Origin of the sequence: Leifsonia sp. NPDC014704 (assembly GCF_043083605.1) — a bacterium.
Taxonomy (GTDB): domain Bacteria; phylum Actinomycetota; class Actinomycetes; order Actinomycetales; family Microbacteriaceae; genus Leifsonia.
In genome coordinates, this window is sequence record NZ_JBIBYW010000001.1 from 1413733 (window position 1) to 1432093 (window position 18361).

At 71.4% G+C, this 18361-nt stretch carries 17 protein-coding genes; 11 read left to right on the plus strand and 6 right to left on the minus strand.

What is annotated here, in order from left to right; all coding sequences use genetic code 11:
- Window positions 1-134: 134 nt before the first annotated feature.
- Complete coding sequence (locus ACF1AJ_RS06885; protein ID WP_391506672.1) at window positions 135-1589, minus strand: NCS2 family permease; 1455 nt, start codon at window positions 1587-1589, stop codon at window positions 135-137.
- Between the two features lie 108 nt (window positions 1590-1697).
- Between ACF1AJ_RS06885 and ACF1AJ_RS06890 the strand changes: the two genes are divergently transcribed.
- A complete protein-coding gene (locus tag ACF1AJ_RS06890; protein ID WP_018190427.1) occupies window positions 1698-2975 on the plus strand; it encodes a uracil-xanthine permease family protein in 1278 nt (425 codons plus the stop codon).
- Window positions 2976-3039: 64 nt separating this feature from the next.
- On the opposite strand, the gene ACF1AJ_RS06895 is transcribed toward ACF1AJ_RS06890, so the two are convergent.
- From ACF1AJ_RS06895 to ACF1AJ_RS06905, 3 genes are all read right to left on the minus strand, one after another.
- Window positions 3040-3372: a peptidase gene (locus ACF1AJ_RS06895; RefSeq protein ID WP_391506673.1), complete on the minus strand. Its 333-nt coding sequence runs from the start codon at window positions 3370-3372 to the stop codon at window positions 3040-3042.
- On the minus strand, window positions 3369-4583 hold the full coding sequence (locus tag ACF1AJ_RS06900; protein WP_391506674.1) for an anion permease: 1215 nt from the start codon (window positions 4581-4583) through the stop codon (window positions 3369-3371). The genes ACF1AJ_RS06895 and ACF1AJ_RS06900 overlap by 4 nt, the downstream gene beginning before the upstream one ends.
- Before the next feature lie 144 nt (window positions 4584-4727).
- Window positions 4728-7331, minus strand: coding sequence for a DEAD/DEAH box helicase (locus ACF1AJ_RS06905; RefSeq protein ID WP_391506675.1), 2604 nt, complete (start codon window positions 7329-7331; stop codon window positions 4728-4730).
- A gap of 116 nt (window positions 7332-7447) precedes the next feature.
- On the opposite strand from ACF1AJ_RS06905, the gene ACF1AJ_RS06910 reads away from it, so the two are divergent.
- The 9 genes from ACF1AJ_RS06910 (at window position 7448) to ACF1AJ_RS06950 (ending at window position 16219) form a co-directional block, all read left to right on the plus strand.
- Window positions 7448-8974, plus strand: coding sequence for a molybdopterin-dependent oxidoreductase (locus tag ACF1AJ_RS06910; protein WP_391506676.1), 1527 nt, complete (start codon window positions 7448-7450; stop codon window positions 8972-8974).
- A 42-nt stretch (window positions 8975-9016) separates the two neighbouring features.
- Window positions 9017-10147 carry a ThiF family adenylyltransferase gene (locus tag ACF1AJ_RS06915; protein ID WP_391506677.1) on the plus strand — a complete coding sequence of 377 codons (1131 nt, stop codon included), beginning with the start codon at window positions 9017-9019 and terminating at the stop codon, window positions 10145-10147.
- A 324-nt stretch (window positions 10148-10471) separates the two neighbouring features.
- Window positions 10472-11701 (plus strand): gephyrin-like molybdotransferase Glp, encoded by a 1230-nt coding sequence (gene glp, locus ACF1AJ_RS06920; protein ID WP_391506678.1) that lies wholly within the window; start codon window positions 10472-10474, stop codon window positions 11699-11701.
- The gene (gene moaCB, locus ACF1AJ_RS06925; protein ID WP_391506679.1) at window positions 11698-12690 is read left to right on the plus strand and encodes a bifunctional molybdenum cofactor biosynthesis protein MoaC/MoaB; all 993 of its coding nucleotides are present in this window, start codon (window positions 11698-11700) and stop codon (window positions 12688-12690) included. Before glp ends, moaCB begins: the two co-directional genes overlap by 4 nt.
- Entirely contained in the window at window positions 12687-13100 is a 414-nt protein-coding gene (locus ACF1AJ_RS06930; protein WP_391506680.1) for a molybdenum cofactor biosynthesis protein MoaE, read from the plus strand. The genes moaCB and ACF1AJ_RS06930 overlap by 4 nt, the downstream gene beginning before the upstream one ends.
- 36 nt (window positions 13101-13136) lie before the next feature.
- Window positions 13137-13541 (plus strand): molybdopterin-binding protein, encoded by a 405-nt coding sequence (locus ACF1AJ_RS06935; RefSeq protein ID WP_018190417.1) that lies wholly within the window; start codon window positions 13137-13139, stop codon window positions 13539-13541.
- Window positions 13538-14350 carry a molybdate ABC transporter substrate-binding protein gene (gene modA, locus ACF1AJ_RS06940; protein ID WP_391506681.1) on the plus strand — a complete coding sequence of 271 codons (813 nt, stop codon included), beginning with the start codon at window positions 13538-13540 and terminating at the stop codon, window positions 14348-14350. The genes ACF1AJ_RS06935 and modA overlap by 4 nt, the downstream gene beginning before the upstream one ends.
- Before the next feature lie 16 nt (window positions 14351-14366).
- Window positions 14367-15182 (plus strand): ABC transporter permease, encoded by an 816-nt coding sequence (locus ACF1AJ_RS06945; protein WP_391506682.1) that lies wholly within the window; start codon window positions 14367-14369, stop codon window positions 15180-15182.
- Window positions 15179-16219 carry a sulfate/molybdate ABC transporter ATP-binding protein gene (locus ACF1AJ_RS06950; protein WP_391506683.1) on the plus strand — a complete coding sequence of 347 codons (1041 nt, stop codon included), beginning with the start codon at window positions 15179-15181 and terminating at the stop codon, window positions 16217-16219. Before ACF1AJ_RS06945 ends, ACF1AJ_RS06950 begins: the two co-directional genes overlap by 4 nt.
- 134 nt (window positions 16220-16353) lie before the next feature.
- On the opposite strand, the gene ACF1AJ_RS06955 is transcribed toward ACF1AJ_RS06950, so the two are convergent.
- Entirely contained in the window at window positions 16354-16599 is a 246-nt protein-coding gene (locus tag ACF1AJ_RS06955) for a MoaD/ThiS family protein (protein ID WP_020075179.1), read from the minus strand.
- On the minus strand, window positions 16592-17683 hold the full coding sequence (moaA, locus tag ACF1AJ_RS06960) for a GTP 3',8-cyclase MoaA (RefSeq protein ID WP_391506684.1): 1092 nt from the start codon (window positions 17681-17683) through the stop codon (window positions 16592-16594). Before moaA ends, ACF1AJ_RS06955 begins: the two co-directional genes overlap by 8 nt.
- Window positions 17684-17762: 79 nt before the next feature.
- Between moaA and ACF1AJ_RS06965 the strand changes: the two genes are divergently transcribed.
- Complete coding sequence (locus ACF1AJ_RS06965) at window positions 17763-18356, plus strand: sulfite oxidase-like oxidoreductase (protein ID WP_309861558.1); 594 nt, start codon at window positions 17763-17765, stop codon at window positions 18354-18356.
- Window positions 18357-18361: the final 5 nt, after the last annotated feature.

Sequence of the window (18361 nt, forward strand, 5' to 3'; positions counted from 1 at the left end):
GCTTTTTCCCCATCGGCCCCCCACCCCACCGCCCCCCCGCGGGGGGGGGGGGGGGGGGGGGGGGTTGGGGGGGGGGGGGGGGGGGGGGGCCCCCCCCCCCCCCCCCCCCCCCCCCCCCCCACGAATCGGTGAGGTCACACCTGCCCGAGCAGCCCCTCGATCGGACCGCGCGCGAAGTAGATGAGGAAGCCGGCGGCGACGATCCAGAGCAGCGGGCTGATCTCGCGGGCCTTGCCGGCGAGCGAGCGGATGAGCACCCAGCTGATGAAGCCGACGCCGATTCCGTTGGCGATCGAGTAGGTGAGCGGCATGACGATGATCGTCAGGAACACCGGGAGCACCACCGAGAACTCGGTGAAGTCGATGTGCTTGATCTGCACCACCATCAGGGCGCCGACCACGACGAGCGCGGCGGCGGCCACCTCCAGCGGGACCACCTGGGTCAGCGGCGTGAAGAACATCGCGAGCAGGAACAGCGCACCGGTGACGACGCTGGCGAAGCCGGTCTTCGCGCCCTCGCCGATGCCGGAGGCCGACTCGACGAACACCGTGTTCGACGACGACGACGTGCCACCGCCGACGATCGCGCCGACACCCTCCACGATGAGCGCAGGCTGGAGGCGCGGGAAGGTGCCGTCCTCGTTCGCCAGACCCGCGCTGCGCGCCAGGCCGGTCATCGATCCCATGGCGTCGAAGAAGTTCGTGAACACGAGCGTGAAGATGAGCATGATCGCTGCGAGGGCGCCGATCCGGCCGAACGCGCCGAACAGGTCCACCTGGCCGACGAGGCTCAGGTCGGGCAGCGAGACGAGCGAGGTCGGCAGCTGCGGCACGGTCAGGTTCCAGCCGGCCGGGTTCTTGCCCATCGACGGGCCGACGTGCCAGATGGCCTCCGCGATGATCGCGACGACCGTCGCGGCGACGATGCCGATCAGCAGCGCGCCCTTCACCTTGCGCGCCATCAGCACGCCCATGATCACGAGCGCGATGAGGAAGGTGATGGTCGGGAGGGTCGCGATGGATCCGGCCTCACCGAGCTGGACGGGCGGCGACGAGAGCGTGGTGGTGCGGACGAACCCGCTGTCCACGAAGCCGATGAACGCGATGAAGAGGCCGATGCCGACCGTGATCGCGGTCTTCAGCGGTGCCGGGACGGCGTTGAAGATGAGCTTCCGCAGGCCGGTCGCCGAGAGCAGCACGATGATCACGCCGTTGATGACGACGAGGCCCATCGCCTCCTGCCAGGTGAGGATCTTGACCACGTTGACGGCGAGGAACGAGTTGATGCCGAGCCCGGCCGCGAACGCGAACGGCAGCCGGGCGATGAGGCCGAACAGGACGGTCATCACGCCGGCGCTGAGAGCCGTGACGGCGGCGACCTGGGTGGTGCCGAGGGTGTGGCCCACGACATCCTTCGTCCCGCCCAGGATGAGCGGGTTCAGGATGACGATGTACGCCATGGTGACGAAGGTGAGGACGCCGCCGCGCACCTCCGTGCCCCACGTCGTGCCGCGGGCGCTGATCTCGAAGAAGCGGTCGAAGCGCCCCTTGGCCGTGGTGGGCGCGCTGGTCGAAGCGGAAATGGTCAACTCCCGTAGGATCGGTGGGCGGTGGCCCGGCGAAGACTCAGGTTCGTCGAGTATGCGCGAATGCGCACCACCAAGCCTATTCCGACTCGAGACCTCTGAAGGACACGCATGGCACTGCCCTGGACGCTGCACGGCGACGGCAAGAAGGTGGGCGCGCACGAGATCGTGCTCCCCGGCGAACGGCTGACCTGGCCGCGCACGATCGGGCTCGGCGCCCAGCACGTCGTCGCCATGTTCGGCGCGACGTTCCTGGTGCCGCTGCTCACCGGCTTCCCGCCGGCGACCACCCTGCTGTTCTCGGGCGTCGGGACGCTGCTCTTCCTCGTCATCACGGGCAACCGGCTGCCCAGCTACCTGGGCTCATCGTTCGCGTTCATCGTCCCGATCGTGGCGGCGACCAAAGCCGACGGGATGCCGTCCGCCCTGTTCGGGATCGTCGTCACCGGTGTCCTCCTGGCCGTCGTCGGTCTGATCGTCATCGCAACCGGGACCGGGTGGATCGACGGGCTCATGCCGCCGGTGGTGGCCGGTGCGATCGTCGCCCTGATCGGCTTCAACCTGGCTCCCGCGGCGAAGAACAACTTCGTCCAGGCGCCCGTCACGGCCCTGGTGACCCTGGCCGCTGTCATCCTCTGCACCGTCCTCTTCCGCGGGATGCTCGGCCGGCTCTCCATCTTCCTCGGCGTCGCCGTCGGCTACGTGTTCGCGGTGATCGTCGGCCAGGTGAACTTCGACGCGGTCGCCAAGGCTCCGTGGATCGGCTTCCCGCAGTTCACCCTGCCCGCCAACCCGTTCGTCTCGCCCGCGGCGACCTGGGGCATCCTCCCCGCGTTCCTCCCCGTCGTGCTGGTACTGATCGCCGAGAACGTCGGGCACATCCGCGGTGTCGCGCAGCTCACCGACCCCTCGGTCAACCGGCTGACCGGCCGGGCGCTCTTCGCGGACGGCGTCGCCACCACCATCGCCGGCTTCTTCGGCGGCTCGGGGACGACGACGTACGGCGAGAACATCGGCGTCATGGCGGCGACGCGCGTCTACTCCACCGCCGCCTACTGGGTCGCCGGAATCGTCGCCGTGCTGCTGGGGCTCTCCCCCAAGGTCGGCGCGGTCATCAACACCATCCCGGCGGGCGTGCTCGGCGGTGTGACCACCGCGCTGTACGGCCTGATCGGCATCATCGGCGTGAAGATCTGGCTCGACAACAAGGTCGACTTCTCCAAGCCCGTCAACCAGTTCACGGCGGCGACGGCGCTCATCATCGGTGTCGGCGACTTCACGCTGAACCTCGGTCAGCTGACCTTCAACGGGATCGCGCTGGGCGCCATCGCGGCGATCGTCGTCTATCACGTGATGGCGTCGATCGCGCGGCTGCGCGGGACGGACTGATCGCCCGCTCCGCCGATGCACGCCGTCACCCGCCGGGTGGCGGCGTGTCCGCGTTCGGCCGCTGCTACTGGTGGAAGAACGGGATGATCAGGTACAGCCCGTACAGGACCGCCAGCGCACATCCGGTGAAGCAGGCGTAGGCGCCGGTGAGCGCGAGCCGCTTCTGCGCCGTGCTCAGCGGGTTCTTCCTCTGCGCCTTCTCGGCCTTGCGCTGCAGCTTCGCCGCACGCTCCGGAGTGAGGACGGTGATCGCGTCGGTGAACTCCACGGGCTCGACGAACAACGCCCGGCCCGCAGCCGCCAGCAGACGGGTCCCGAGCGCGTAGAGGGCCACGACGACGCACGAGCCGAGCAGCGCTGCGCCGAAGACGACGAGGAAGGACGCCCAGTCGATCATGCGGACTCCCTCCTGCGCCGCTCCTTCTTGAGCGGCTTCACCTTCTCGATCTTGACGACCTTGCCGGACGCCGCGACCTCGCTCTTCCCCTGCACCGGCAGCGGCTTGACCGCGTTCTCGCTGCTGACGCGGTTGCGACGCGCGCGCCAGAAGATGTAGACGACGACGGCGGTGCCGACCACGGTGTCGATCACGACGCCGATCGGTCCGAGGTTGGCCAGCAGCCCGGCCACGGCACCGACGATGGCGGCGGACGGCAGCGTCAGCAGCCAGCCGATGGCGATCCGGCCCGCCGTGCCCCACCGCACGGACGACCCGCGTCGGCCGAGACCGGAGCCGATCACCGAGCCGGAGGCGACCTGCGTGGTCGAGAGGGCGAATCCCAGGTGGCTGGAGGCGAGGATGGTGGCGGCCGTGCTCGTCTCGGCCGCGAATCCCTGCGCCGGCTTCACCTCGGTGAGGCCGCGGCCGAGGGTGCGGATGATGCGCCATCCACCCGAGTACGTGCCGATTGCGATGGCGAACGCGCACGCGATCACGACCCAGATCTCCGGGCCCGAACCGGCCGGCTGCAGGCCGGCGGAGATGAGCGTGAGGGTGATGACGCCCATGGTCTTCTGCGCGTCGTTGGTGCCGTGCGACAGGGCGACGAGGGACGAGGAGAAGATCTGCCCGTACCGGAAGCCGCCTCGCCCGTCGGGGCGGCCGTCGTAGCGGCGGGTGATCCAGTACGCCAGCTTGGTGGCGCTCCACGCGACGACTCCCGCGGTGATCGGCGCGATGACCGCCGGGAGGATGACCTTGTCGAGCACCACGACGAAGTCGACCGATTGGAGCCCGGCGCCGACGATCGCGGCCCCGATCAGGCCACCGAACAGCGCGTGACTGGATGACGACGGCAGACCGTACAGCCAGGTGATCATGTTCCAGACGATCGCCCCGACGAGTCCGGCGAAGATGAGCACCGGCGTGATCTGCACGCCGCCGTCCCCCTCCTTGATGATGCCGCCGGAGATGGTCTTGGCGACCTCCGTGGAGAGGAACGCTCCGATGAGGTTGAGCACGGCGGCGAGGGCCACGGCGACCTTCGGCCGCATGGCGCCCGTCGCGATGGGGGTCGCCATCGCGTTGGCCGTGTCGTGGAAGCCGTTCGTGAAGTCGAAGAAGAGCGCCAGCGCGATGACCAGCACGACGATGAGGGTGAGGTCCACCGTTCTCTTTCTCGTGTGGGATGCCTCCCCCGACGTAAACATTCATCGGAGGTTCATGCAAGGGACCTGGCGCGTTACGACACCGTGACGATACTCACACGACGCCTCAGTCAGGTCAAACCCGCTGCGACCCCGTTCGCGGGGCTAGAACCGGCCGACTCCCGTGACCCGGATCACCGCGACGCCCTCGCGCGCGGAGTCATCGAGGAGGACGTCCGCGGTGATGCCCCAGTCGTGGTCGCCCTCGGGGTCGGCGATGATCTGGCGCACCCGCCAGATCCCCTCTGCCCCGTCGGGCTTCTCGTCCACGAGGATCATCTGCGCCGAGCGTACGGAGGCGTCGGTGAGGATCTCGTCGTGCTCGGCGTAGTAGCCCTCCAGAGCCGCATCCCACTGCGCTTCCGTGAAGGGCGCGGCTCCCCCGGCGAGCACCGCGGCCTCGGCTTCCAGCACACCGAGATCGTGCACCCGATCGAGGGCGGCGAGCTGGATGCGGCGGAACAGCTCGTTCCGCACCAGCACGAAGAACGCGCGGCGGTTGGTGGTGACGTTCCGTGGCGCAGGGGGCGCCAGCTCGGTGGACTCGGCCGCGTGCTTCGCGGCATCCGGGTGCACCAGTTCTTCCCACTCGTCGAGGAGGCTGGAGTCGACCTGGCGCACGAGCTCGCCCAGCCACTCGATGATGTCGCGCAGGTCCTCCGTGCGCGCCTCCAGCGGGACCGTCTGGTTGAGCGCGCGGTAGGCGTCGGAGAGGTAGCGGAGCACCACGCCCTCCGACCTCGCCAGTTTGTAGAACGCGATGAACTCGCCGAACGTCATCGCCCGCTCGTAGAGGTCGCGGACGACCGACTTCGGGCTGAGCGCGAAGTCGGCGACCCACGGCTGACTGGATGCGTAGGTGGCGAACGCCTCATGCAGCAGCACGTCGTGGGGCTTGGGATGCGTCACCTCCTCGAGCGCCTCCATGCGCTCCTCGTACTCGACGCCGTCGGCCTTCATCGCGGCGACGGCCTCGCCCCGCGCCTGGAACTGCTGGGCGGAGAGCACCGGACGCGGGTCGTCGAGCGTCGCCTCCACGACCGAGACGATGTCGAGCGCGTACGACGGCGCCTCCCGGTCGAAGAGTTCGAAGGCGGCGAGCGCGAACGGCGAGAGCGGCTGGTTGAGGGCGAAGTTGGGCTGCAGGTCGACCGTGAGCCGGATCTCGACGCCGTCACCCGTGCGGACCGCCTCGACCACGCCGGCGGTCAGCAGCGAGCGATACAGCTCGATCGCGCGCCGGGCGAGGGCGAGCTGGCGCTTCCACGGCTCATGGTTGTCGAAGACGAGCGCCCGCACGTGCCCGTAGACGTCGCCGCCGCGGCCGATCACGTTGATGAGCATGGCGCTGGTGATCTGCATGGACGACGTGAGCGTCTCCGGCTCCGCCTCGATCAGGCGCCGGAACGAGGGCTCGCCCCAGGAGACGAAGCCCTCCGGCGCTTTCTTGCGGACGATCTTGCGGCGCTTCTTCGGGTCGTCCCCGGCCTTCTCCAGCGCCTTCAGGTTCTCGGACTCGTGCTCGGGAGCCTGGGCGACGACCGTGCCGGCCGTGTCGTATCCCGCGCGACCCGCGCGCCCGGCGATCTGGTGGAACTCGCGCGCGTTCAGCTGCCGCATCCGCGTGCCGTCGAACTTGGTGAGCGCCGTCAGGAGCACCGTGCGGATGGGCACGTTGATGCCGACGCCGAGGGTGTCCGTGCCGCAGATCACGCGGAGCATCCCCCGCTGGGCGAGCTGCTCGACGAGCCGGCGGTACTTGGGCAGCATCCCGGCGTGGTGCACGCCGATGCCCTGCCGCAACAGGCGCGACAGCGTCTTGCCGAAGCTCGTCGTGAAGCGGAACTCCCCGATCAGCTCGGCGATCGCATCCCGCTGCTCCCGGGTGGCGATCTTCGCGCTGGAGAGCGACTGCGCCCGCTCGAGCGCGGCCAGCTGTGAGAAGTGCACGACGTAGACGGGAGCCTGACCGGTGCTCAGCAGGTCTTCGATCGTCTCGTGGACGGGCGTGACCTCGTAGTAGTAGTGCAGCGGGACCGGTCGCTCGACGCCCGTCACCGTGGCGGTGGTCCGGCCGGTGCGGCGCTCCAGGTCCTCCGCGAGGGCGGTCACGTCGCCGAGGGTCGCCGACATGAGCACGAACTGGGTGTGCGGGAGGGTCAGCAGCGGAACCTGCCACGCCCAGCCGCGGTCGGGATCGGAGTAGAAGTGGAACTCGTCCATGACGACCTGGCCCACCGGCGTCTCGTCGCCGTGGCGGAGTGCGAGGTTCGCCAGGATCTCCGCCGTCGCGCACATGATCGGCGCATCCGGGTTCACCGCCGAGTCGCCCGTCGTCATGCCGACGTTCTCGGCCCCGAAGATGTCGGCGAGCGCGAAGAACTTCTCCGAGACCAGCGCCTTGATCGGCGCGGTGTAATACGTGCGCTCGCCACGCGCGAGCGCGGCGAAGTGGGCGCCGACCGCCACCAGCGACTTGCCCGTGCCTGTGGGTGTGCTCAGGATGAGATCGGCGCCGCCGACGACCTCGATCACCGACTCGTCCTGGGCCGGGTACAGCCGGATGCCGCCCTCCTCGACCCAGGTGACGAACGTGTCGTACACGGCGTCCTCGGTGACGGAGCCGGGGCCGGCCCAGCCGGGGATGTCCTCGAGGCGGAGTCGCCGGGGGCTCTGGGGTGCGGCGGAGGACGGCGAGGCATCGGACATGATGCCCCCAGCCTCCCACGTCGCGGCGGCCGCACGTGGCGCGCGCTCTACGCGAGCGTGGCGCGCGCCCGACCTGCTCGTGGCGCGCGCTCAGGCGACGGTCATAGGTTTGCCCCATGTCCGACTTCTGGCGGCCGGCCGGGGCCGGCGTCGCGAGCGTTGTCGCGGGCGTCGGTGCGGCCGAGCTGGTGAGCGCGTTCGTCGTGCAGAACGGCAGCCCGATCCTCACGGTCGGCGCGCTGCTCATCGACCTCGCGCCGCCGTGGCTGAAGGAGGCCGTCATCGGCCTGTTCGGCACGGGCGACAAGGCGTTCCTGATCGTCTCGCTGGCCGTCGTCGTCGTGGTCGGCGCAGGGATCGCGGGCTGGCTGGAGCGGGTGCGGCCGCCGCTCGGGCGCATCCTCATCGGCCTCGGCGGAGCGGTCGGCGTGCTCGCCGCGGTGACCCGCTCGGGGAACAGCATCGTGGATGCGCTGCCGTCGGTGCTCGCGGCCGGGGTCGCCATCCTGCTTCTCGGCTGGCTCATGCGGATGCTGCGCGACACCGCGCCGACCCGGGTCGCACCGAACGGCCGGGTCTCCCGCCGCCGGTTCGTCGGCTCGACCGCCGTGACCGCGGCCGGTGGTGCGCTCGCGCTGATCGTCGGCCAGGTGGTCGCGGGCGGCTTCCGGGCGGCCTCCGCCACCCGCGCGGCGATCCGGCTGCCGAAACCGGCGGAGACGGCCCCGCCCATCCCAGCCGGAGCGTCGTTCGACATCCCGGGGCTGTCGCCGATCGTCACGCCGAATGCCGACTTCTACCGCATCGACACCGCGCTGCAGATCCCGGGGATCGACCCGAACGACTGGAGACTTCGCATCACCGGCATGGTCGAGAACGAGGTCGAGCTGACCTTCGCCCAGCTGCTGGCACTCCCCCTGGAAGAGTCCACGACGACGCTCACGTGCGTCTCGAACGAGGTCGGCGGCGACCTGATCGGCAACGCGACCTGGCTCGGCTACCCGATCCGTCACCTGCTCTCGCGCGCCAAACCGTCCGCCGACGCCGACATGGTCCTGTCGACCAGCCAGGACGGGTGGACGGCGAGCACCCCGATCGAGACGCTGACCGATGAGCGCAATGCCATCCTCGCCGTCGGGATGAACGGCCAGCCGCTTCCGCTCGAGCACGGCTATCCCGTCCGGATGGTCGTGCCGGGCCTCTACGGCTACGTGTCGGCCACCAAGTGGGTGGTGTCGATGGAGGTCACGCGCTTCGACCAGCACACCGCGTACTGGACCGACCGCGGCTGGTCGGAGCGCGGGCCGGTGAAGCTGTCGTCGCGGATCGACGTGCCCGCCTCCGGCCGACAGGTGAAGGCCGGAACCGTCGCGGTCGCCGGGGTGGCGTGGTCGCAGCACGTCGGCGTCAGCGCGGTGCAGGTGAAGGTGGATGACGGGCCGTGGCAGCAGGCGACCCTCGCAGACGCCATCTCGGCCGACACCTGGCGGCAGTGGCGGTTCGCCTGGGAGGCGACGCCGGGCGCGCATACCCTGCGGGTCCGCGCCACGGACGCGAAGGGGAAGGTGCAGACGGCCGCGGTGCAGGACGTCGTGCCCGACGGCGCGACCGGTCTGCACTCGGTGCGGGTCACGGTGGTGTGACGGGCGGGACGAGAGTGGCCGTGGATGTGATTGGCTGAGCGTATGGCTCTCCCGCCTCTGGTCGAACCCGGTCCCGGACTGTCCGCCGAGCGGACGGCCCGCTACGCCCGCACCACCCAGCTGCCCGGCTTCGGGCCGGTCGCCCAGCGCCGGCTGCGAGCCGCGCGGGTGCTCGTCGTCGGAGCCGGAGGGCTGGGCTCGGCGGTGCTCCCGCTGCTCGCGTCGGCCGGGGTCGGAACGATCGGGATCGTCGACGACGACCGGGTGGAGCCGAGCAACCTGCCGCGGCAGGCCATCCACACGCCCGCCGCTGTCGGGCGCGCCAAGGTGGAGTCCGCCGCGGACGCCGTGCGGGGGCTGGACGACGAGGTCGAGCTGCGCCTGTACGCGGAGCGGCTGACATCGCAGAACGCGCCGGGCATCCTCGCCGGGTTCGACCTGGTGCTCGACGGCAGCGACAACTTCCCGACCCGGTATCTGGTGGATGACGCGGCGACGCTCGCGGGCATCCCCGTCGTGTGGGGCGCCGTGCACCAGACCGGCGGTCAGGCGGGGCTCAGCTGGGCCGCGCACGGACCGACCTACCGCGACCTGTTCCCGGTGCCGCCCGCGCCCGGCACCGTGGCCAGCTGCGCCGAGGCGGGCGCGCTGCCCTCGGTGTGCGGCGTGATCGGCGGGATGATGGTCAGCGAGGCGATCAAGCTGGTGACCGGGACGGGCGATCCGCTGCTCGGCCGGGTCGTCATCCACGACGGGCTGCACGGGACGTTCCGCGAGCTGGCCTACGAGCGCGATCCTGCAGCTGCTCCCGTCACGGAGCTGATCGACTACGACCTGTTCTGCGGGATGACCGACACGATGTCGCCCGCCGAGCTGCACGCGCGGCTCGTGGCGGGTGAGCCGCATACGCTGCTGGACGTGCGGGAGCCGTGGGAGGCCGACATCGTCGAGCTGCCCGACTCGCTGCTGGTGCCGCTCGGTGTGGTCGAGCGCGATCCGGCGGGGGTGGCCGAGCGGCTGCCCGACGCGCCGCTCGTGATCGTCTGCCACCACGGCATCCGGGCCGAGACCGCTCGGCGGCTGCTCGCCGACGCCGGGAAGCCCGGCCTGGTGCTCGCCGGCGGCCTCGACGCCTGGGCACGAGACGTCGACCCCGGGATGCCGCGCTACTGACGCCGCGATTCGTGCCGAATGTGCGGATAGCGAGCGCGTAACCGCACATTCGGCGCGAATGTGCGGAAAGAGCACGCGCAAGGCGACACGTCGCAAGTGTCGCGACAGCGCGATTCGGCATGAGGCACGCTTCGGGGGCGCACTCCGTTCGGTCGGACGAACAGGCCCGAATCTCCGACGGACCGCGGTGGGGATGGAGATGCGGCGGCTGAGCGGCGGGATCTCCGACGGAAGGGGCGGGATCTCCGACGGGAGGCACTGGTCGGGGCCGCTGCGCCGCGAAGCAGCACGCCGCGGGACGGACGGACGCGGGATACTGAACGCATGACACGCGATCCCTCCGCGAACCCGCGCAGCGTCGAAGAGCACGCCGGCCTGATCGCGCGGATGCTCGCACCGCTCTCCGAGGAGCCCGACACCGAGACCGTCCCACTGGAGGCGGCACTCGGCCGGGTGACCGCCGACGAGGTGCGGTCGGAGGTCGACCTCCCGCTGTTCCGCAACTCCCAGATGGACGGCTACGCGGTGCGCGCGGCCGACATCCGCTCGGTGCCGGTCGCGCTGGAGGTGTCCGGCGACATCCCGGCCGGCCACACCAGTCCCATGACCCTGATCGCGGGCACTGCGCTGCGCATCATGACCGGGGCCCCCGTGCCGTCGGGCGCCGACACGATCGTGCCCGTGGAGGACACCGAACTCGTGCTCGGACGCGACGACGACCTGGCCGGAGCCATCGTCGAGATCCGCCGGTCGCGCAGCGTCGGCGAGTACGTGCGCGAGCGCGGCAGCGATGTCCACCGGGGGGATGTGCTCCTTCCGGCCGGCACCCGGCTCGGCCCCCGACACCTCGCGGCCCTCGCCGCCGCCGGGATCGCCAGCGTCCGCGTACGGGCACGCCTCCGCGTGGCCGTGCTGACGACGGGGACGGAACTCGTCGGCTCCGGCACGCCCGCCTTCGGCCAGGTCCACGACGCGAACGGCATCGCCCTCGCGGCGCTCGTCGAGGAGGCGGGGGCGATCGTGTCGGTGCGCGCGAGCAGCGACGACGACCCCGCGGCGTTCGAGCGCATCCTCGAGGATGCGCTCCACAGGAGCGATCTCGTCATCACCTCGGGCGGCATCTCCCGCGGCGCCTACGAGGTCGTCCGCGAGGTGCTCCTCCCCCATGGAGCCGACGTGACGACCGTCGCCATGCAGCCGGGCGGTCCGCAGGCGACGGCCGTGGTCGGCGGCGTGCCGGTGTTCGCGTTCCCGGGCAACCCGGTCAGCACGCAGGTGTCGTTCGTCGTGTTCCTCCGCGACCCGCTGCGCGCGGCGGCCGGTCTTCCGGGCGTGCCGCCGGTCGAGGCGGCGCTGAGCGAGGACCTGCGGTCCGTTCCAGGCAAGCGCCAGTTCCTCCGCGGCAGTCTCGACGGCTCGGGAGCCGTGTCCCCCGTCTCCGGCCCGTCGTCGCACCTCGTCGCCGGGATGGCCCGCGCCGACGTCCTCATCGACGTGCCCGCCGAGGCCGAGGCGCTCGACGCCGGCGCCGCCGTGACAGTCTGGACACTATGACGCAGCTCACCCACCTCGATTCCGACGGCCGCGCCCGCATGGTCGACGTCGGCGGCAAGCCCGAGACGGACCGCGAGGCGGTCGCGCGCGGCCGGTTCGTGACCACCCCCGAGGTGATCCGCCTGGTCGCCGCCGACGACCTGCCTAAAGCGGATGTGCTGGCCACCGCGCGCATCGCGGGCATCGGCGGCGCGAAGCGCACGAGCGAACTCATCCCGCTCTGCCATCCGCTGCCGTTAAACAGCGTGCGCGTCGACTTCGAACTCGACCCCGAGGCGGGCGCGATCGACATCGAGGTGGTCGCCCGGACGCACGGTCGCACGGGCGTCGAGATGGAGGCGCTCACAGCGGTCGCGGTCGCCGGCCTCACCCTGCACGACATGGTCAAGGCGGTGGATCCGGCCGCCAGCCTCACCGATATCCGCCTGGTCGCGAAGAGCGGCGGAAAGCGCGGCGAGTGGCGGCGCGATGGCGAGGAGGTGGATGCGCCGGCTGAGTCCGCATCCGCAGGCCCGGCCGCTGCCGTGCCCGCGATCGTGCTCGTGGCGTCCACCCGGGCCGCGGCCGGCGTCTACGAGGACACCACAGGCCCGGTTATCGCCGACTGGCTGGCGGAGCGTCGCCTCCCGGCCGACGTGCGCGTTGTCGCCGACGCCGAGGTGGATGCGGCCCTGCGCCAGGCGGTCGCCGAGCGTCCCCGCGTGCTCATCACGACGGGCGGAACCGGCGTCTCGCCCACCGACCGCACACCGGAGGCCACTGCCGCCGTGCTCGACCGGCAGCTTCCGGGCGTCGCCGAGGCCCTGCGTGCGCGCGGCGCATCGGCCACGCCTCTCGCCGCGCTCAGCCGCGGGCTGGTCGGTGTGGCGGGGTCGACACTCGTCGTCAACCTGCCCGGCTCGCGCGGCGGTGTCGCCGACGGGCTCGCGGTGCTGGACGACCTGCTCCCGCACCTGCTCGACCAGCTGCGGGGAGGAGACCACGCATGAGCGACATCCTGGCCACCGTCACGGGTGACCCGCTGGAGCCCTCGACCGTCGACGAGTTCGTCTGGCGTACGGACGCAGGTGCCGTGGTGTCCTTCCAGGGCATCGTGCGCGACCACGACGGCGGAAAGGGCGTCGTGTCGCTCGACTACCGCGCGCATCCCGAGGCGGAGACGTTCCTCCGGGAGTGCTGCGAGGAGGTCGCGCGGACCACCGGATTGCGGGTGGCCGCCCAGCACCGCGTCGGCTCGCTCACCATCGGCGACCTCGCGCTGATCGCCGCGGTCGCCGCCCCGCATCGTGCCGAGGCGTTCGCCGCGTGCGCCGAACTGGTCGAGATCATCAAGGCGCGTGTTCCGATCTGGAAGCGGCAGCACTTCACCGACGGTGCGTCGGAGTGGGTGGGCCTCTAGGCACTTTTCCGCATCTGCGGTCGTAGTATGGCATCCATGCCGCAGATTCGGATCAAGGACGCCGCCCTCTACCTCGGTGTGAGCGACGACACCGTGCGCCGCTGGATCGACGGCGGTGTGCTCGGGAGTGCTCGCGACGAGGCCGGCCGCACCGTCGTCGACGGACTCGAGCTCGCTCAGCTGGCCAAGCAGAACGCAGTGCTGCCCGGCGACCCGTCCGGCGTCGCGGGCTCCGCGCGCAACCGTTTCGTCGGGTTGGTGACCGACATCGTCATGGATCGGGTGATGGCCCAGGTCGAACTGCAGTGCGGCCCGCATCGCGTGGTGTCGCTCATCAGCAGCGAGGCGGTGCGCGAGCTGGGCCTCGAACTCGGGTCGGTCGCCGTCGCCGTCGTGAAGGCGACCAACGTCATCGTCGAGGCTCCGGCGGTGGCCCGATGAAGGCGCGCCCTCGTCGGTTCGCCCGGCTGGCGAGCGCAGGCGTCTCAGCCATCGCAGTCGTCGCTCTGGCTCTGTCCGGATGCAGCAGCCCGGCCGCATCCACGCCGTCGGCTCCGCGCTCCTCGGACGGCGTGACCGGCACGATCACGGTGTTCGCCGCCGCGTCGCTCACGAAGACGTTCACCGAGCTCGGCACGCGGTTCGAGGCCGCGCATCCCGGCACGAAGGTCACGTTCTCGTTCGCCGGCTCCTCTGATCTGGTCTCGCAGCTGACCGCCGGCGCCCCGGCGGACGTTTTCGCGTCGGCCGATCAGGCGAATATGACGAAGGCGGTGAATGCGAAGGTCACCAGCGGCTCGCCCGTCGACTTCGCGACGAACGTGCTCGCCATCGCGGTGCCACCCGGCAACCCGGCGCACGTGAGCGGGTTCGCCGACCTGGCCTCGCCCTCCGTCAAGACGGTCGTGTGTGCACCGCAGGTGCCGTGCGGGGCCGCCACCGCGAAGGTGGAGAGGTCGGCGGGAGTGACCCTGAAGCCGGTGAGCCAGGAGTCGTCGGTGACCGACGTCCTCGGCAAGGTGACATCGGGCGAGGCGGACGCCGGGATCGTCTACGCCACCGATGTGAAGGGTGCCGGCTCGGCTGTCGAGTCCGTGCCGTTTCCAGAGGCGGCCAAGACCGTCAATGTCTATCCCATCTCCGTCGTCGCGCAGGCTCCGAACGCCGCGGGTGGGAAGGCGTTCGTCGCGTACGTGACCGGGCCCGCGGGGCGCGCTGTGCTCGCCGCCGCCGGGTTCGGGGCGCCATGATCGGCGCGGGTCCGTTGTGAGCATCCGGCTGGGCGTTCCGCGCTGGACCGTGGTGGTCGCCGCGATCGGAGGCCTGTTCATCGTGCTGCCGCTGGTCGCGATGGCGGCCCGCGTCGACTGGGCGGACTTCATCCCGCTCATCACCTCGCCGTCGTCGGTGGATGCGCTCCTCCTCAGCCTGCGCACGTCGCTGCTCGCGACGGCCGCCTGCCTGGTGCTCGGCGTGCCGATGGCGATCGTGCTCGCGCGCGTGCCGTTCGCGGGCAGCCGGGTGGTGCGGGCGGTCGTGCTGCTGCCACTGGTGCTGCCGCCGGTCGTCGGCGGCCTCGCGCTGCTCGCCCTCTACGGCCGCCGCGGGCTGCTCGGCGGCGCGCTCGATGTCGCCTTCTCGACGCCCGCGGTGGTGATCGCGCAGACCTTCGTCGCGCTGCCCTTCCTCGTGCTCAGCCTGGAGGGCGCACTGCGGTCTGCCGGTGAGCGCTACGAGGCGGTGGCGGCGACGCTCGGCGCCCGCCCGTCCACCGTCCTGTTCCGGGTGACGCTGCCGCTGGTGCTTCCGGCGATCGTCTCCGGGTCGATCCTGTCGTTCGCCCGGGCGCTCGGCGAGTTCGGCGCGACCCTGACGTTCGCGGGCAGTCTGCAGGGCGTCACCCGGACGCTGCCGCTGGAGATCTACCTGCAGCGGGAGACCGATCCCGACGCGGCCGTCGCGCTGTCGCTGGTGCTGGTGGCGGTTGCCATCGCGGTGGTGGCGGTCGCCCACGGTGCGGGCGAGGGACTCCGTTTTCGCCGAGTGCGCGCCGACGCCGACGTTCGCGAGAGCGCGGCATGAGCCTCCACGTCATGGCATCGCTCTCCGCGCGGGACGTCAGCGTCGAGCTCACCGTCGCCGACGGCGAGACGCTCGCCCTGCTCGGGCCGAACGGCGCGGGCAAGTCGACGGTGCTCGGGATGCTGGCCGGGCTCGTCCGACCCGACGAGGGCCGCGCGACGCTCGGCGACCAGATCCTGTTCGACCTCCCCGGCACCTGGCGGCCGCCGCATCAGCGAGGCGTCGCGCTGCTCGCACAGGACGCCCTGCTGTTCCCGCATCTCAGCGTCCGCGACAACGTGGCCTTCGGGCCACGGTCCTCGGGTGCCGGCCGCGCCGACGCCCGCGAGCGGGCCGACGAGTGGATGCGCCGGACCGCGACCGCGGAATTCGCCGACCGGCGGCCCGCCGAGCTGTCCGGAGGGCAGGCGCAGCGGGTCGCGGTAGCGCGGGCGCTGGCCGCCGAGCCGCGGCTGCTGCTCCTCGACGAGCCGCTGTCCGCGCTGGATGTCGCCGTCGCCGCAGAACTGCGAGGCACGCTCGCCGGAGTGCTGGCGGGGCGCACGACGGTCCTCGTCACGCATGACGCGCTGGACGCGTACCTCCTCGCCGACCGGGTCGCGGTCATGCACGAGGGTCGCGTGATCGAGCAGGGGCCGACGCGGCAGGTGCTCGAACGGCCGCGGAATCCCTTCACCGCGGAGCTGTCGGGGCTGACGCTGGTGGCGGGGGTGCGGACGGCCGACGGGCTCGTCACCGCCGACGGGATGCGACTGCGCAGCACCGCGGTCGCGCCCGCCGAGGTGGGCGCTCGGGCGCTGGCGGCGGTGCGCCCGTCTGCGGTGCGCGTGCTGGCCGGTGCGGACGCGGGCGACCGGCCCGACCGCATCCACGCGACAGTGACCGGCCTGGAGCCGCAGGCCGACCTCGTCCGCGTGCGCACCGACCGCCTCGACGCGCTGGTGCCGCCCGCCGACGTCGCCGACCTCCGCCTCCGCCTCGGTGACCGCGTCACTCTCGACGTTCCGCCCGCCGCCGCAACCGTCTACCCCGCCTGACCCCCTCGGGCCTCCGCGCACCGTCGAGTCCGCAGACTTTGCACGCTCCGACGCCCGATCCCGTACAAAGTCTGCAGACTCGACGGTGGGTGGACGGGTGCGCGCGACAGGGACGGGACGGGACGGGAGGTAGGTCAGCCGCCGGCGAAGGGCGGCAGCACGTCGACGGTGGCGGTCAGCTCGCGGGAGGGGTCGCGCGAGACGACACCGCCGACGAGGAAGGAACCCGAGCGCACCACGCGCTCCATCGGCTCGCCATAGCGCGACACGAGCTCGGCCTGCAGACCTCCGACGGTCGCGTCCGCGACCTCCACGCGCTCCTCGGGGCGTCCCGCGGCCTCTTCCGCCGCCGCGAAGTAGCGCACCAGCACCTCAGCCACCGATCGCCCCCATACTCCGCACCGGCGGGGCGAACCCGGCCGCGTCCATGCCGTGGCCGGCCTGCTTGCCCCACATGGCCGCGCGCCACCAGCGGGCGATCTCGGCGTCGTCCGCGCCACCGCGGAGCAGCCCGCGGAGGTCGGTCTCGTCGTCGCCGAACAGGCACGACCGCACGGTTCCCTCCGCGGTGATGCGGGTGCGGTCGCACGCCGAGCAGAACGAACGCGTGACCGACGCGATGATCCCGACGGTGGCGGGGAGCCCATCCACCGTCCAGCCGTCGACCAGCCACTCCTCCGCCGGGGCGTGCGGGTCGTCGCGACCCGCTTCGGTCAGGGTGAAACGCTCGCCCAGCACCGAGAGCAGTTCCTCGGCCGACACCATGTTCTCGCGCAGCCACGACCGGTCGGCGTCGAGCGGCATCTGCTCGATGAACCGCAGCCTGCAGCCGTTCTCCAGCGCCCACGCGAGGAGGTCCGGGGCGTCGTCGAGGGTGTCGCGCATCATCACCGCGTTGAGCTTCAGGGGGGTGAGCCCGGCGGCGTGCGCGGCGTGGATGCCCGCGAGCACGGCCGGCAGCCGGTCGCGCCGGGTGAGCCGCGCGAAGTGCTCGCGGTCGACCGTGTCGAGCGAGACGTTGACCCGGGTGAGGCCGGCGTCGACGAGCGAGCGGATGCGGTGGTCGAGTCCGATGCCGTTGGTCGTGATCGACAGGTCCACTCCGGGCGCCACCGCTGCCGAGCGGCCGATGATCTCGGCCAGATCGGCGCGCATCAACGGCTCGCCGCCCGTGAACCGCACCTCGCGCACGCCCAGGTCCCGCACGCCGATGCCGACGAGGCGCGCGATCTCGGTCGCGCTGAGGAGATCGTCCCGCGGGATCGCCGGCAGCCCCTCCGCCGGCATGCAATACGTGCAGCGGAGCGAGCACTTCTCGGTCACCGACACGCGCAAGTCGCGAGCGACGCGCCCGAACCGGTCGACGAGACCGGGATGCTCGGGCCGCCCCACGGTGCTGGGGGCCGACGGCGGCGCGGCCTGGCGCTGCGCACTCAGCGGGAGCCCCAGGTTGACGGCGGTCATGACATCACCCTAGACCGCTCTCCCGACAACACCGAGTCCGTCGTAGACCCGGGGGCGCACGCGGCAATAAGCTGCCCCCATGGGAATCATCTCCTCCGGCTTCTCCGGCCGTCGCAGGGCCGACGACCCCCGCCTGCCCCCCGGTCAGTATCTGACCGAGGGCTTCCCGGTGCTCTCGGCCGGGCCGACGCCCCGCATCGCCAAAGACGACTGGGCGTTCACCATCACCACAGAGAAGGGCGACGTCCACCGCTGGAGCTGGGATGAGTTCCTCGCGCTCCCGCAGGAGGACGTCAGCACCGACATCCACTGCGTCACCAGCTGGTCGAAGCTCGGGACGTCGTGGCGCGGTGTGGCTCTCGACACCCTGTTCGCGGATGTCGACACCAGTTTCGAGTACACGATGGCGCACAGCTATGGCGGCTACACGACCAACGTCCCGCTCGCCGACCTGCTCGGCGGCAAGGCGTGGGTCGCGCACAGCTTCGACGGCAAAGACCTCGAGCCCGAGCACGGCGGTCCCGCCCGGCTCCTCGTGCCGCACCTGTACTTCTGGAAGAGCGCCAAATGGGTCAACGGGCTCCAGATGCTCCCGCAGGACCAGCCGGGCTTCTGGGAGCAGAACGGCTACAACATGTACGGCGACCCCTGGAAGGAACAGCGCTACTGGTGAGCAGC